General features: G+C 45.0%; 12 protein-coding genes and 1 other annotated feature. Of the genes, 10 read left to right on the top strand and 2 right to left on the bottom strand.

Annotated elements, in window-relative coordinates; all coding sequences use genetic code 11:
* Positions 1–5: 5 nt before the first annotated feature.
* Complete coding sequence (locus SCACP_RS17270; protein ID WP_425058728.1) at positions 6–1181, bottom strand: aminotransferase class I/II-fold pyridoxal phosphate-dependent enzyme; 1176 nt, start codon at positions 1179–1181, stop codon at positions 6–8.
* Positions 1178–1657: an Lrp/AsnC family transcriptional regulator gene (locus tag SCACP_RS17265; RefSeq protein WP_425058727.1), complete on the bottom strand. Its 480-nt coding sequence runs from the start codon at positions 1655–1657 to the stop codon at positions 1178–1180. Before SCACP_RS17265 ends, SCACP_RS17270 begins: the two co-directional genes overlap by 4 nt.
* A 41-nt stretch (positions 1658–1698) precedes the next feature.
* Positions 1699–1909: a binding site (T-box leader), on the bottom strand.
* A 159-nt stretch (positions 1910–2068) separates the two neighbouring features.
* On the opposite strand from SCACP_RS17265, the gene SCACP_RS17260 reads away from it, so the two are divergent.
* The 10 genes from SCACP_RS17260 to SCACP_RS17215 all read left to right on the top strand — a co-directional run bounded on the left by SCACP_RS17260 (position 2069) and on the right by SCACP_RS17215 (position 15677).
* Positions 2069–3649: a sensor histidine kinase gene (locus tag SCACP_RS17260; protein WP_425058726.1), complete on the top strand. Its 1581-nt coding sequence runs from the start codon at positions 2069–2071 to the stop codon at positions 3647–3649.
* 4 nt (positions 3650–3653) lie between these two features.
* On the top strand, positions 3654–5225 hold the full coding sequence (locus SCACP_RS17255) for a DUF3369 domain-containing protein (protein ID WP_425058725.1): 1572 nt from the start codon (positions 3654–3656) through the stop codon (positions 5223–5225).
* 104 nt (positions 5226–5329) lie between these two features.
* Positions 5330–6064 (top strand): HD domain-containing protein, encoded by a 735-nt coding sequence (locus SCACP_RS17250; RefSeq protein WP_425058724.1) that lies wholly within the window; start codon positions 5330–5332, stop codon positions 6062–6064.
* Positions 6065–6110: 46 nt separating this feature from the next.
* Positions 6111–6470 (top strand): P-II family nitrogen regulator, encoded by a 360-nt coding sequence (locus tag SCACP_RS17245; RefSeq protein ID WP_425058723.1) that lies wholly within the window; start codon positions 6111–6113, stop codon positions 6468–6470.
* 162 nt (positions 6471–6632) lie between these two features.
* Positions 6633–7943, top strand: a complete 1311-nt coding sequence (locus SCACP_RS17240; protein WP_425058722.1) for an ammonium transporter — start codon at positions 6633–6635, stop codon at positions 7941–7943.
* 320 nt (positions 7944–8263) lie between these two features.
* Positions 8264–9673 carry an MFS transporter gene (locus tag SCACP_RS17235; RefSeq protein WP_425058721.1) on the top strand — a complete coding sequence of 470 codons (1410 nt, stop codon included), beginning with the start codon at positions 8264–8266 and terminating at the stop codon, positions 9671–9673.
* 40 nt (positions 9674–9713) lie between these two features.
* Positions 9714–10094 (top strand): YkvA family protein, encoded by a 381-nt coding sequence (locus tag SCACP_RS17230; RefSeq protein WP_425061435.1) that lies wholly within the window; start codon positions 9714–9716, stop codon positions 10092–10094.
* A 445-nt stretch (positions 10095–10539) separates the two neighbouring features.
* Complete coding sequence (locus tag SCACP_RS17225) at positions 10540–11319, top strand: IclR family transcriptional regulator (protein ID WP_425058720.1); 780 nt, start codon at positions 10540–10542, stop codon at positions 11317–11319.
* A 1156-nt stretch (positions 11320–12475) separates the two neighbouring features.
* Positions 12476–13756, top strand: coding sequence for an MFS transporter (locus SCACP_RS17220; RefSeq protein ID WP_425058719.1), 1281 nt, complete (start codon positions 12476–12478; stop codon positions 13754–13756).
* A gap of 511 nt (positions 13757–14267) precedes the next feature.
* Positions 14268–15677, top strand: coding sequence for an FAD-binding oxidoreductase (locus SCACP_RS17215; RefSeq protein WP_425058718.1), 1410 nt, complete (start codon positions 14268–14270; stop codon positions 15675–15677).
* Positions 15678–15683: the final 6 nt, after the last annotated feature.

Raw genomic sequence — 15683 nt, 5'->3', positions numbered from 1 at the left:
TTAGGTCAGCCACTTTCATTTAGCCGTTTAATGAACCGTTCGATTCGTTCCAAAGCTTCGGTGAGGTTATTGATCGAGGATGCATATGAGCAGCGGACAAAGCCTTCCCCGCTTTCGCCAAAGGCATCGCCGGGGACTACGGCTACTTTTTCGGTTTTGAGTAGTTCTTCGGCAAATTGTACGGAAGTTAACCCCGTTTCCCTGATCGATGGGAAGATGTAGAAGGCGCCTTTGGGCTCAAAGCAAGTTAAGCCCATACCCCGCAGTCCTTTCAGCATAAGGTGGCGGCGGCCATTATATTCCGCGACCATTTTTTCCATCTTATCTTTGCCGTGGCGAAGGGCTTCAACAGCGGCAACCTGTGCTGTGATGGGAGCACATAGCATGGTGTACTGGTGAATTTTATTCATAGCGGCAATAAAATCCGGGTTGGAAAGGGCGTAGCCGATGCGCCAGCCGGTCATGGCGTAGGCTTTGGAAAAACCGTTAAGCAAAATAGTGCGGTCACGCATATCAGGCAGGCTGGCAAAACAAGTGTGGCTTCCCTGATAGGTCAAGTCGGCATAAATTTCATCAGAGATAACGATTAAGTCATGTTTTTTGGCAAACCGGGCAATAGCTGCCAGTTCCTGCATAGGCATGATTGCTCCGGTCGGGTTATTGGGATAGCCGATAAGGAGTGCCTTAGTGCGGGGCGTCACCAATTTTTCCAGTTGCTCCACCGTTACCCGGAATTCGTTTTCCAGTGCCGTGGGAACAGGTACCGGTTGGCCGCCTGCCAATATGACACAGGCTTTATAAGACACATAGCAAGGTTCAGGGATGAGCACCTGGTCACCGGGGCTTAAGAGGGCGCGGACAGCCAAATCAAGCGCCTCGCTGACCCCCACTGTAACCAAGACTTCGCGGCGGGGGTCATAAGTTACTTTGTAGTTGTTATATATATTCCGGGCGATTTCTTCCCGAAGTTCTAATAATCCGTAATTGGATGTGTAGGCCGTATAACCGCGGTGCAGCCCATGGACGCAGCTTTCCCTGATATGCCACGGGGTTACAAAGTCAGGTTCGCCGACACCGAGGGAGATGACCCCCTTCATTTCGGCAGCAATATCGAAAAAACGCCTTATGCCGGATGGGGGAATTGATGTAACAACAGGCGAGATGCGTTCAGCCCAGTTCATGGCGACACCACCAATCTATGGTCTTCTTCCTGGTCCTCAATGATCACACCGGCGTATTTGTACCTTTTTAACATAAAGTGAGTTGTGGTACTGATAACGCCATCAATAGTCGACAGCTTGGTAGAAACAAACTGCGCCACCTCTTTGAGCGTTTGCCCCTCAACCATTACACTCAGGTCATAGGCGCCTGACATCAAATACAGGCTGACAACTTCGGGAAACCGGCAAATTCGTTCGGCAATCGCATCAAAGCCAACTTCCCGTTGCGGGGTAATTCTCACATCAATGATGGCAGTCACCTTGTCGACGCCTGCTTGTTCCCAGTTGATGATGGGCTGGTATTTAACAATGACTTTCTCGTCTTCCAGCCGCTTAATGTGTGCAACAACTTCTTCCGGTGATATTTGGAGCATGGCCGCCAAATGTTCCGGCGGTTGAGTGCAATCCTTTTCCAATAGTTCCAGCAGTTGTTTCATGGGTTATGTCCTCCTCTAATAAAAATAAAAAATCCCGTCCAGCAAAGGACGGGATTATCATTCCCGCGGTACCACCCAATTTAGCCGTAAAGGCTCACTTTATCCTGTTAACGCCAGGTTACGGCAAGGCCTACTTAATTTCGGCCCCCAGCTCCAGGGTGGCTTTCCCGGACTATCTCCCGCCGGCTTTCACCTAACCCGGCTCTCTGCAGGGGCGGATAGTATCGGTACTGTCCCTATCATCGCAAGTATAAACTATTATTTTTAAGTATCTTATCATAAAATTAACGCAAAGACAATTACAAGTTTAAGTGGTTAAATTAATTTAACGATCCTTGCAGGATTATATAAATTTTTACTAGAATTACATCATCCGTTTGAAGAAAATTTACTGAATTGATGAGAAAGGAGATGGCATTGTTGGTTTCCGGGCCATTTTTCTATCAGCCATCTCTTCCAGGGCATAGTGATATAGAAGGGGCCTTGCTGGTTTTGGTTTTTTTCGCTGTTGCTTTGGCTGTGCCGCTTGCCGGTTTTCTGCTTAACAATAAGAACGGCGGCATATTTTTGTCTGTCAGCTCACTGGCCTTATGCGCCGGTGTGAGTTTATTCGCGCAAATGGATATAAAAAATTTTTTTGTTGATAAGCCATTATTTTGGGAGTACATCGCCATGACTGCCGTTTATTTCGTACCGGCGGCGCTCTATTCCTGTGTTAGGCAGAGCTTGGGACCTGACCGGCATGAATGGCTATTAGCACGTTTAGGCAGGTTACATATTGTTTTTGCCGTAGGTTCACTACTGGCAGTGGCTACACATATTGTGATCAGTGAGCTGACAATGGACAGCTTTCAGATTGTAACCTTGGGCACAGGGGCAGCTGTGGCCGGTATTGTTGTCAAGAGGGCCAGGCAAGGTAGGATGGCAGCAAAGATAATTGTCGCTGGTATAGGGCTTGGAGTTGCCTTTACCGGGTCTGCCGTACTATGTACAGGTTTAGGTAAGGCTTGGCCGCTACGCTATACTCAGCACTGGGGATTATGTATAATAATTATGGCATTTTTGCTCATGGTGCGGCGGCAACTGTTTGAGGAGAATGCCAACAGCCGTAAAATGCTGGGGCGGATGTGGCGGATGCTAAGCAGCGCCGGCAGCCAGGCTGAGCTGAAGAATAGTAAGGCTGCGGGCGAGCCGTTGGCGCAAGTACCGGTTGCAGCTAAGGCAGCCCAAGGAGTGGTTGGGCTTGAGTATCAGTCAGAACGGCATAAGATTGATGAAGACAGAATTGCGCGGTTTGTTCATGAAATAAGTTCCCCGCTCGGTACAAGCATTATGGCCGCTTCCTATCTCGGACAGGAAGTGGAAGAATTATCTGTTTTGTTTAAAGCCGGAGCTATAAAAAAATCTGATCTTGAACGGCACTTGAATGTGTACAGCGAATCGGCTGATATTATTCTCACCAACCTACAGGGGGCGGTAGAGCTGGTGAAGTCCTTCCGGAACCCGGCCGCCGGACAATTTGCCGAACAGCGACAGGTGTTTGACGTTAAAGAAGTCATTGAACAACTTATGTTACGCTTAAAACCCAGACTTAGGCAGGCTGGACATCAAATGCGGCTGATCTGTGCCGCTGGTTTGCGAATGAACGGTTTTCCCGGACTTTTGTCACAGATTTTCACCAATTTGATCATTAACTCGCTTATTCACGCTTATGATGAAGGAATACAGGGGACAATTGTCTTGAATATTTTTCAGGAAGGTAATATGGTGGTATTTGAGTATTCTGATGACGGGAAGGGAATGAGCGAGGATACGCTCCAACATGTTTTTGATCCCTTTTTCACCACAAACCGTGAACACGGCGGCACCGGGCTTGGGTTAAGCATTGTGAACGAAATAGTAACCACCAAGTTTGGGGGGAGCATTGCGTGCCGCAGTACCGAAGGCCAAGGCTCAATTTTTACAATCAGGCTTCCCATAGGAGAGGGTTGAGAAAATGAATTATGAAGCAGACAAACTGATTTTTGACAATGAGGATAATGACGACTTGCTGGAATTCGTCGATGAAGATGGAGCATCTGACAGCGACGAGTGGAAAATAATTATTGTAGATGATGAAGAGAATGTTCATTATCTTACCAAACAGATATTAAGCAACTTCGCTTTTGAAAGAAAGTCGTTGCGGTTTCTGAGCGCTTACTCGGCGGCCGAAGCCCGGGAATTGGCGCGGCTTCACCCTGATGCGGCTGTCATTTTGCTGGATGTTATGATGGACGGCAATAAAGCCGGCTTGGAAGTGGTAAAGTATATCCGCGAAGTGTTAAATAACCGTCTGGTAAGGATTATTTTACGTACCGGCCAACCCCATGAGGCGCCGGAAGAAACGGTAATTCGTGATTATGATATTAATGACTACAAAGAAAAAACCGAGCTGACTGCCCGGAAATTAACAACTACGATGATTGCTTCATTAAGGTCATACCGTGATATAGTAACACTTGAGAACAATCGAAAAGGGTTGGAAAAGACACTGGAATCATCCGCAGCGCTTTTAGAAGCCCAGTCGTTGAAACGTTTGGCGTCCTGCATACTCACCCAGCTGCTTTCTATATTAAGTATAAATTCAAGCCGCCGGGCGGCAGCCATTTCCGGGCTGGTAGCGGTCAAGGAGGCTAACGGGGAATTTTATATAATTGACGGTACCGAAAAATATTGCGGGATGATTGGCCAACCGGCCACCCAATTTGCTGCAGGGGATGCTTCCGAAATGCTTGCGGCGGCGCGTAAAGAAAAAAAAGGCATCCACTTTGGTCATTGTTTTATCCAATACTTCCAAGGGAAAAATCAGCACGAAAGCTTCATCTATCTGGATGGTTTAGCCAGCTTGACCGATTGGGAGAAAAATCTGATTAACATCTTTGGCATGACTGTTGCCGCAACTTTTGACAATAGTTTTCTTACCAAAGAAATTGAGGATACTCAAAAGGAAATTATCTTTACGCTGGGCGAGTTTTCCGAGGCCCGCTCTAAAGAAACGGGAAATCATGTTAAACGGGTTGCGGAATATTCAAAACTGCTGGCACTGAAATATGGTTTGCCGGAAGAAGAAGCTGAACTCATCAAGCTGGCCTCACCCATGCATGATGTCGGCAAACTTGGCATTACCGATACGATACTGAATAAGCCGGGCAAACTGGCCCCTGAAGAATTTGAGATTATCAAAGCCCATGGTGTTTTAGGCTATGAAATACTGCGGAACTCCAACCGCAAAATTATGCAGACGGCAGCGCTTATTGCCTTGCAGCATCATGAGAAATATGACGGCACAGGCTACCCGAACGGGATAAAAGGGGAAGATATACATATTTACGGGAGAATTACCGCGATTGCCGACGTTTTTGATGCGTTGGGCAGCCATAGGGTATATAAAGCGGCGTGGCCGCTTGACAAAATTCTTGAATATTTTGCCGGCGAAAAAAGAAAACACTTTGACCCCAAGCTGGTCGATATCTTTTTTGATAATTTACCGGAGTTTTTGCAGATTCGAGACGCTTTCAAGGATATGTAGCTGTCGGCCAATTCAATTGATGTGGTAAAATTATAATTACCGCTAAAAAACCTCCCCCGTTATTGGCGGGGAGATTTTTCTTATGGTTACTGGAGGCGAATATATTGGCTAATCTTCAATATTTGTATGATTGGTTCCAAGATTATGTCCGGGCATATTACACAGATGATACATTTGTCATGGACGGAGTGCTGCTTAAAGAAAAGCACAGCCAAAGGGTGGCAGCAAGCTCGGTAAGCCTGGCTGACTACCTGCAACTTGCTGACAGGCAAAAAACCATGGCCGAGGTAATCGGTTTATTTCACGACATCTCACGCTTCCGTCAGATTACTGAGCACCGGACTTTTGTTGATGCAGAGTCTTTTGATCATGGTGATGCCGGCGCGGAGGAAATTATGAAATCCCGGGTATTGCATGAGTTCTCTTCGGAAGAGCAAGAAATCATTGTTTTTGCGATCATAAACCATAACAAAATGGTTATTCCGCCTGCCGGCCCGGAGAAACTAATTTTTGCCCAAATCATCCGGGACGCTGACAAACTGGACATTTTCCGGGTTTTGCCGCCTATAAAGGCTGACCATGCTTATTCTCCGAAACTTATTGAGCAACTCAAACAAGGAGGCGTTCTATCCTATACTGACGTCAAGACAGTGGCCGATAAGCGGCTTATCAGACTGAGCTGGTTTTACGACATTTATTTTGACTGGACACTCTTGCGGTTAGTCCGGGAAGGCCACTTGGAACGGCAACTGGCTGCTTTACCCGACGATGCTGATTGCACGGTTATAAAGGAAATCCTCAAGAGGTATATTGACTCGAGACTGAGCCGGGGTAATTAAATAACGCAATAATGCAAGGCCTGACCCCGTTTTCTGTTGGGCAAGTATGTTTAGGGAGGGGAACACTTTGAGAAAGATTGACGCAATCATTCGTCCTGATAAACTTAACGAAATAAAAGCAGGGCTGGCAAAGTTAGGGGTCAGGGGGATGACCGTGTCTGAGGTGTTTGGCTGTGGTTTGCAAAAAGGACATATTGGTGTATACCGGGGAAAAGAATACAGTATTAATCTATTGCCCAAAGTAAAGATCGAAGTGGTAGTGCCGGCCGGTATTGCCGGCGATGTCGTGAAAGTTATTGCCGAATACGGGCGGACAGGCAATATCGGCGACGGTAAAATTTTTATTTATCCGGTTTCCCAAGTATACCGGATACGTACAGGTGAGTCCGGCAGTGCGGCATTATAAACAAATTTTCGTGGGTTATATTTAAAAAAAATGTTGTATGTTTCCAATAGTATGATATAATTTAACTGAATTGTATACAGTAACATGGCAAAGAGGCCGGCAGTACTAATATTTTATTATATTGGTACTGTTTGGCTTTTTGTTTTATGAGGGAGGAGTAGCATGGAAGTGTCGATTAATTCATTAGCATCAGGAATAGATACGGTCTGGGTGTTATTATGCGCTGCATTGGTTTTCCTGATGGAGGGTGGTTTTGCGGCGTTGGAGGCCGGCTTTATTCGCAGCAAAAACTCGCTGAACATTATCATGAAAGTTATCATGGACTGTACGGTGGGTATGCTGGGATATTTTGCCGTAGGTTTTGCGCTGATGTACGGGGTGGATAAAGCCGGACTTATTGGCTGGTCGGGGTTTTTTCTCAAAGGAGATTTTACGTATTTGGGATTAAAAATACCGCTATACGCTTATTGGCTGTTTCAGGCGGCCTTTGCTATCGCGGTGGCGACAATTGTTTCCGGAGCGGTGGCCGAACGCATGAAGTTTGCGCCGTACATAGTTTTTTCCTTGCTGGCGACGGTTGTTATCTATCCGGTTGCCGGTCACTGGGTATGGGGTAGCGGCGGTTGGTTGAACAAGCTGGGCATGCTTGATTTTGCCGGTTCGGCGGTAGTGCATTCGCTAGGTGGCTGGGCTTCGCTGGCGGCTGTGCTGGTGCTGGGGCCCAGGACGGGAAAATTCGGCAAAGATGGCGCGGTGCATGTTTTGCCAGGTCATAACTTGCCACTGGCTGCACTAGGCGCATTTTTGCTGTGGTTTGGCTGGTTTGGTTTTAATCCCGGCAGTACATTGTCAGGCCTGGACACGAACATTGCCCGCATTGCTGTTAATACCAACCTCTCGGCTGCGGCCGGCGGCACCATTGCGGCCATTTACACAGCAGTCAAATTTGGTAAAGCCGATCCCAGTATGGCAATTAACGGGGCGTTAGGCGGACTTGTGGCCATAACGGCCGGCTGTGCCTTTGTTGAACCGATCAGTGCTGTGATTATTGGCGCTTTTGCCGGCATGCTGGTAGTGTTTGCTGTGCCGTTTTTCGATTCCCTGCGGGCTGATGATCCGGTTGGCGCTATTGCCGTTCATGGAGTCTGCGGCACGTTTGGCACGGTGGCTGTCGGTATCTTTGCTGAAAATGGCGGGTTGCTGTACGGCGGGGGACTGGGCCTCTTAGGCGTTCAAATTTTGGGGGTGGCCGCTGTGTCTATCTGGGGATTTGCCGCTACCTACGGGTTGTTTAGTTTGCTTAAAGCCACTGTTGGCATAAGGGTATCGGTAGATGATGAGATTGAAGGATTAGATATGAGCGAACACGGTATTACGGCTTACAGTGATCTGGAGTGTAATCCGCTTACGGCATTAAGCCCGGTACCGAGTGCGCGGTCATTTCCCGTAGCTGAACACCGGCTTGCCGAGTAAGCCTGAAATACTAATTGATTACCTGAGCCAATCAGCATACCTCTGGCAATTCAGAGGTATGCTGATTTTTTTACTGCTCCTGGAAAATTATATAGTATCCAATAAAGATTTACAGGCGTGTTGTTAGTATAAGCGTAAGTCAAGCGCCGGCGGCGGAGCGTTACTAACAACACGCCTGTAAAAATCTTTATTGGATTTTGTATAGTTGGAGGAGTTGTTTTTTTTAATGTGGAATTTTTGGATAAGGAGGCAGGTAAAACTAATTTGAGGTCAAAAATTAATAAAAGTGTAGCGGCGGGAATTTGAAAGGAGCTTAATACGTGCAAGCAAAATTGCAGAATTTTCACCACTACCGGTGGCTAATATTTTGTGTCGTTAGTTTAGGAACATTTATGGCGACGCTAACGTCTTCGATCGTTAATGTTGGCTTACCCCTGATTACGGCAGCAGTAAACACTGATATTACTACTGCCCAGTGGGTGGTAACCGCGTATTTACTGGTTATCACCAGTCTGCTGCCTATTATGGGGCGGCTGGGAGACATATGGGGACGGCGGAAAGTATATGGCTTTGGTTTTATTGGTTTTACGGCCGGGTCGCTATTGTGCGGTATTTCTGCTTCTATTGGCATGTTGATCGGATTTAGAGTTATTCAGGCAGTAGGGGCGTCCGCACTTATGGCTAACGCAATGGCTATTGTGACTGGAAACTTTCCGCAAAGTGAACGGGGAAAGGTTTTAGGGATGATCGGCGCCGTTGTTGCATTGGGCAGTCTTAGCGGTCCCAGTTTGGGGGGCGTGCTGGTTGAACATTTTGGTTGGCATTCGATATTTTTTGTCAACATTCCTGTTGGTATTTTGGGGTATGCCGGTGTGCAACTGGTTTTACCTGTTGACCGGGATTTACTCGCGGAACCGATTGATTACCTGGGGGCGGCGTTATTTACGGCCGGCATGGCCGGCTTTCTGCTGGCGTTAAGTAATGGAACTGAGTGGGGCTGGAATTCGCTTAATACCATGATGAGTGTCGGCGTCGCAGTTATAGCTTTTGCGGCATTCATTTGGCATGAGAAAAGGATTTCACATCCAATGCTTGAATTATCGATTTTTAAAAACTGGGCTTTTTCCGCCGGTAATTTAGCGGGAACGCTTTCCTTTATGGCTATGTTCGCCAATACCATGCTGTTGCCGTTTTTTCTCCATGATGTGCTTGCTTTTCCACCGGGAAAAATCGGACTGATCATGTCGACCTTTCCGGTAGTTATGGCGGTAACCGCACCTGTAAGCGGGACATTGTCGGACAAAATCGGGCCTGTTATTTTAACCACAAGTGGCTTGGGGTTAATGGCGCTGGGATTGGTGTTAACGGCCAGTCTCCACCTTGATTCCAAGCTTTGGGTGATTATGGCCGGGCAGGCGGTAATGGGGCTGGGAAATGGGATGTTTCAGTCGCCCAATAATAATAGCGTCATGAGTGCCGTCCAGCCCAGTCAACTCGGGGTAGCGGGCGGGATAAACGCTTTGGCCCGTAATTTTGGTATGGTATGTGGGACTGCTGTTGCCGTGTCTATTTTTGAATACCGGCGCCTTGCTATTCTCAGCGGGATTGGTCAGCCCACTCCCTTGCAGCAAACAGCGGCCTTTATGACCGGTTATCATAACGCGCTCATCGTGGGCGCTTGTTTGGCAGGGTTAGGGGCGTTGGTTTCCTTTAACCGTGCCAAAAAGTAATCATTATAAGTTTGACTTGTCGGGTGGTGATCATGTGACAATGGGAGGACGGCTGTTCAGGTTCTGGGGCTGGCTGAAGGTATTGAGACATGATGCCGTAATCTTATACTATGCCTGGAAGCACCCGTTAACGCCTAATTATATTAAAGGCCTGTTGGTGGCGTTGCTGGCTTATCTGGTCAGCCCGCTAGATATACTGCCTGATTATTTACCGGCTGTGGGCATTGCCGATGATGCCGCGCTTATTTCGGCGGCTGTATTGTACTTGCCCCGCTTGCTGCCAAGCCGGGTAGTGGCAGACTGTAAGCGCCAAAGCCAAAAATGGAGCAGGCGCCTGCCCTATATTTTCGGGCTGCTTCTTATACTGGGGGCAGTATGGATGGTCGTGGTTGTCATAATTTTTCGCAAACTATTGGAATAACGAAGAAAAAGGCCAGGCTCCTTGCGCGAGGAATGTCCTGGCCCTTTTCTTATTTAAGCGAACAAAGATGTGTTTCTGTTTTGATTACCGGGCTTCAATTTTGAAATAAGTAAGTACATAGCCATATAATGAAAAGCTCCCCGATAAAGGGGGGCTTTTTCCAATACAACCCAAGGCTATCTAATTGGGTCTTCAATTAGGATACCCAAAAATAAACTTATAACGTTCTGCAAGTTATACAAAAATGGTGATACCATATTTTAAAGGTGAACTTCTTTCTCGTCTGCTTTCAGAACCTGTCATTTTAGTCGGGATTGAAATTTGTAAAAGTTCCAATCAAATATCGGCGAAATATATATGATGTTATTTCGATATTTGCATCCTAACGATGTTTGTAATAATATATAATATATAATTTGAAAAATGGCTAAATGGAGGATTTATTGTGAAAAAATCTGAAGGAAACAGTGACAATATCATTCAAGCTTTATCCAAAGGGCTAAGTGTGCTTGAATGTTTCAAGGATATAGATGAATATGGTATAACTGAAATAGGGGATATCGCTAATCTCCCGGATAGTAGCGTACAAAGAATTGTTCACACTTTAGAAATGAAAGGCTATCTGTATCAAAACCCGGATAATAAGAAATATCGTTTAACCCCTAAGGTCTTGTTAATTTGCGCTAAAAGTGGAAACTTGATTAGATGGCGGGAGCAAGCAAGAAAACAGATGATTATCCTAAATGAGTTGTGTGGTGAGAATGTAAATTTAGCCATTCGCCAGGATGATATGTGCAGTTACATTGAGCTTGTTGAGTCGAAACACTTACTCCGGCCTCATTTTACCCTTGGTGATTTCTATCCGGTTTATTGCACATCGTTAGGCCGGAGCCTCTTATCTGACTTGACAGACCATGAGATTGATGTATTACTGCCGAAAGTATTAGAGGCGCGTACCCCGTTTACTCTGACCGACCGACGCAAAGTAATTGAAAAAATTAAAGAAATTAAACAAACAAAGTATGCGATTGATGACGAAGAATTCTATTTGGGCCTGTGCTGCATCGGGAGTCCCATATATGGAATAGGAAATAAAGTAATAGCGGCGCTGAGTGTTATTGCTCCTAAAGTGAGGATGGATGAAAAAACAATTGAGAAGCTTATTCCGGCGGTAATCACTACGGCTCAAAACATTTCTGAAGAATATAGGACGATATTCTCCTGACCAATGCATTATGTCGGGCTTTATATTTTTACCGGGGTCTACAGCCGCGCTGCGGATCTGGCAGCATTATCGCGATACATGTTTTTTTGTTCTAGGGATACCTGCACTGTATCTTTACATTTTTTGAACGGCGGTATTACCTAATGCAAACAGAACAAGTCCAAAATGCATTAAATGCACAGTGATTGGCAATTAATACGTCAAACCGTATAAACTTGAACAACAGGCACCTGCCCAATATTCGGACAGGTGCCTGTTGTTTTTATTGTGCTCGAATTCTATAAACTTCAGTTAATTAAAACGGCGTATAGGGTTTTAAGTATTATAAACAACTGGTCAAAGGAGATAAATTGCATAAGGATTGGCAAAGTAGAAAGTGCTGGTTTTTGGCTTAACGTGTGTGATGATAATACACGAAACAACAAAAATAATAATTCCAAATTTAATAAAACAAAATTCCATAGAATATAAATATAATCAGTTATTACGCGATGCAAACGTTAAAATTTTATAATTAACAAAGTTAAAATGACAAAAAGTACAAAAAAACTCAAAAAAATAGAATATTAAAAAAGGATTTATTCCAAAAATGTAGAAATGAAAATATGAAAACCGGAATAATAAAAATTAATTGTGCACATCCGTGCCGAAGGGGGGAGTACTGGTAAAAGATTAGAATTCCTATTTTATTGTTTAGGTAAAAGTGAGGTGACTCTGAAAAAGGAAAATTAGGGTTCATGAGTGTGGTGGCTTACGATTCGATATGAGGATAAAACTATTTGAGGCGTCCGGATTAACTTGCTCGTATTAACGATATGTTTTTACAAACTGTGACAGAAAACTTCTTTGGTCATGGATTAATATAATTTGGAAATATATTGTCCAACAACTGAAAGTAGGAATATTTGTGTATTCCATTTGGTCTTTATCCGGGCATCGAGAGATGGATATCTTTTCACCATTTGTTTTTGACTAGTATATACTCTTGTTAAATTCATAAAAATTCAAATTATTCAATAAGTTCTGCCGTTACTATTATACAAGTTATGCCGAAAGTAAAAAAGGAAGATGTGGTGATGGCCGGTCAGTTTGGGTAACGCCAGTCAAAAAGGCAGTTCAGACTAATTAATTTATTTTGGGAGGTAAGTCGGATTTTATGAGGATGACAAATTATCGTTGGGTGGTTGGATCGTTCGGAATGTTGATGGCCGTTGTGTCATATATGGACAGGGTAAATTTATCTGTGACTACTCCTATGATCATGCAAGAATTCGGTTTTAGCAAAATGGACATGGGGATGATGCAGACAGCATTTTTCCTTGCATATGCATGTTGCCAAATTCCGGGGGGGATGCTGGCCGAATACTTTGGTTCTCGTATTGTCACATCGCTGGCCGTTGCCTGGTGGTCGATTTTCACTGCGATAACAGGTCTCTGTAACAGTTTCGTGACGTTTATTGCAGCGCGGTTTGCTTTCGGTCTTGGGGAAGCGCCCGTATTTCCTGCGCTTAGTTTAGCAAATCAAAAATGGTTTCCTACTACTGAGCGTAGTAGAGCGGCTGCGATGATGTCCGCCGGCGCATATATCGGACCGATTTTTGGCCCCGCGATCGTTGTTGCCATCATGATGGCGTGGGGCTGGCGGGCAGTATTCTACATCTTTGGCTTGGCCGGAATACTCCTTGCTATTGCCTACTACTATTTTGTCGCTGATCACCCCAAAGAAAGCCGTTTCGTTAATCGGGCGGAACTGGAGCACATTACGGAAGGTAAAGAGGCCGTCGTCGAGAAAAAAGAGGTGGCCCCCTGGAGTACATTTATTACTTCTTCGCAATTTTGGGCAATTGCAGGTCAGTTCTTTGTCACTGATTACATTACTTACGTATTTTTAGCCTGGCTGCCGGTGTATCTAATGGAAGCGCGTAGTTTTTCGCTGCAGCAGATGGGATTTGCGGCCTCCTTGCCCTGGATAGCTACTACCCTGGGGGTATTGGGCACTGGCGTTATTTCTGACAAGATGCTCAAGGCAGGGATATCTAAAAATAAAGTTCGGACGTTATTCGGTATTGCGGGACTGGCTGTTTGCTGTGCGGCTTTAAATGCAGCAGCGTATTCGACCGACAAATGGATTACGGTAATGTGGCTGACTTTGGCCAACGGCGGACTCGGACCGGTATTTGCTGCTTCGTGGGCCTCCACGATTGATCTGGGTGGTAAATTTACCGGAACAGTCAGCGGCTGGATGAATTTTTGGGGTAATATGGGTGGCGTCGCAGCGCCTGTTACCGCAGCCTGGATTGCAACAAATTTCGGGTGGACTACCGTGCTGATATCTACGTCGGCAATGGCAATAGTAGGAGCTTTACTCTGGCTGATGGTCAAACCGGACCAACCGCTGAAAATCACTAAGAAAATAGATTCCGGAGTAATTGCATAAATTTTTTTATAGCGCAGAGCATTAGATTGCTTGGTCGAATGAGCATTCGTAAATTTATAAACAAAAACATAGACTAATCCCTTACGGAGGATTAGTCTATGTTTTGCTGGTCAGCTCCGAATAGCCGGGTAATTGAAATGGATAGTGATGATTATAATGCAAAACGAAAGAATTAATTCCAAAAATACAAAAAGTAAATTTCGAAAATAAAAATACACAAGCAATTAAAATAGACAAAATAGTTCAATTATGTAAACTAAATGCGTAAAAATATGAATGTTAATAAAAAAATAGAGATTAAAAAAAGGATTTTATCCCGAAAATGTAGAAATAAAAAACGAAAAAATGGAATAATGCATAATGGTTACTCTGAGTTTTAGAAGGGAGGTTAGTGCCTATTAAAATATATGAATTTCGTTTTTGGTACATTGGTAGAAGCGAGGTGGCTTTAAATAACGGAACTTAGGGAGCCTGAATTGCGATATTAATATTTTGAATAGGAGGATTTTTGATGATGAAATACAATGCAGTAACTCCTGAATTGATAGCAGAGTTAAAAAATATACTGGGTGACCGTTATGTATCTACCGACTCCGACAAGTTGGAAATGTACAAAACAGATGAAGAGGCAAATCCGAAATATCACCATTTGCCGGAAGTCGTTGTTTTTCCGGAAAATACTGAACAGGTCGCTGCCGTTGTACGCTTGGCCAACAAATACCTAGTACCGGTAACGCCCCGGGGAGCCGGGACAGGTCTGGCTGGTGGAGCCATTCCGGTTTATGGCGGTATTGTTCTGGTTATGGACCGTCTGGATAAAATTTTGGAATTCAATGAAGAGGCGCTGTATGTAGTAGCTCAGGCCGGTGTGCGGACAAGCGAAATACAAAAGGAAGCAAAAAAGAGAGGACTGCTTTACGCCGGAGATCCCTGTAGCAGTGAGAGCTGCCAGATCGGTGGCAATGTTTCAACTAATGCAGGGGGAAATAAGGCGATTAAATATGGAACAACCAGAGATCAAGTCTACGCAGTGGAAGTGGTAACCCCCGAAGGAGAAATCGTAACCATTGGGAGTAGGTTGGCCAAGAAAAGTACGGGATATGCGCTGGAACAATTGCTTGTCGGATCGGAAGGTACATTGGGGATTATTACCCAGGTCACGCTCAAACTCAAGCCGTTGGCTACACATAGTCTGGATCTACTGGCAATTTTTAAAGATGTTGATCAAGCGCTCAGCATTCCCAACAAAATTGTGAAAGCAGGAATAACACCAACAAGCATGGAGTTCATGGACAACAATGCCATTCAAAGCTGTGCCCGGTATTTAAAAATAGACCTGCCTTACGCTAATGACGGCGGAGTTTACGTCATCATTACGGTAGAAGGGTTTAATCAAGACGATGTAGATCAGCAAACGGTAATTGTGGATGAGCTTTGTACTGAAGGCGGTGCCGCAGAGGTATTGGTAGCTGATGAAGACCGGATCTGGAAGGCCAGAAGAAATTTTGCCGAAGCAGCGCGGGCCGACAGTTTGGTTTATTACGCGGAAGATATCGTCGTTCCTGTAGATGCAATATCCGAACTCATGAAAAAACTGCCGGAACTGGAAAAAAAATACGGGATTGCCACAACAACCGCAGCTCACATTGGGGACGGGAATATCCATGTCAATGCATTAAAAATGAATATTCCGGATGATGTATGGGATGCCACCCTGAATGAATTTCATAAAGAATTATATGGTTTTGTGTATAGTTTGGGCGGACGGTTGTCTGGGGAACATGGGATAGGCTCTAAAAAAATAAAAGAAATGGAAATGTTCACCAATCCGCTTGAACTCAAGATAATGAGAGCAATCAAAAAGGCGTTGGACCCTAACGGAATTCTCAATCCAGGCAAGATTTTTAGGTCTGTTAACTAGTTATAC

It is taken from the genome of Sporomusaceae bacterium ACPt, assembly GCA_041428575.1.
Classification (GTDB): Bacteria; Bacillota; Negativicutes; order Sporomusales; family Sporomusaceae; genus Sporomusa_D; species Sporomusa_D carbonis.
The sequence above is the reverse complement of the archived record's forward strand: the minus strand, read 5'-3'. Positions and strand labels throughout refer to the sequence as shown.

Bases quoted from the DNA above. Each gene is read 5' to 3' on its own strand.
- SCACP_RS17270 (WP_425058728.1), bottom strand. From the start codon at position 1,181: ATGAACTGGGCTGAACGCATCTCGCCTGTTGTTACATCAATTCCCCCA.
- SCACP_RS17265 (WP_425058727.1), bottom strand. From the start codon at position 1,657: ATGAAACAACTGCTGGAACTATTGGAAAAGGATTGCACTCAACCGCCG.
- SCACP_RS17260 (WP_425058726.1), top strand. From the start codon at position 2,069: ATGGCATTGTTGGTTTCCGGGCCATTTTTCTATCAGCCATCTCTTCCA.
- SCACP_RS17255 (WP_425058725.1), top strand. From the start codon at position 3,654: ATGAATTATGAAGCAGACAAACTGATTTTTGACAATGAGGATAATGAC.
- SCACP_RS17245 (WP_425058723.1), top strand. From the start codon at position 6,111: ATGTTTAGGGAGGGGAACACTTTGAGAAAGATTGACGCAATCATTCGT.
- SCACP_RS17240 (WP_425058722.1), top strand. From the start codon at position 6,633: ATGGAAGTGTCGATTAATTCATTAGCATCAGGAATAGATACGGTCTGG.
- SCACP_RS17230 (WP_425061435.1), top strand. From the start codon at position 9,714: ATGGGAGGACGGCTGTTCAGGTTCTGGGGCTGGCTGAAGGTATTGAGA.
- SCACP_RS17220 (WP_425058719.1), top strand. From the start codon at position 12,476: ATGAGGATGACAAATTATCGTTGGGTGGTTGGATCGTTCGGAATGTTG.
- SCACP_RS17215 (WP_425058718.1), top strand. From the start codon at position 14,268: ATGATGAAATACAATGCAGTAACTCCTGAATTGATAGCAGAGTTAAAA.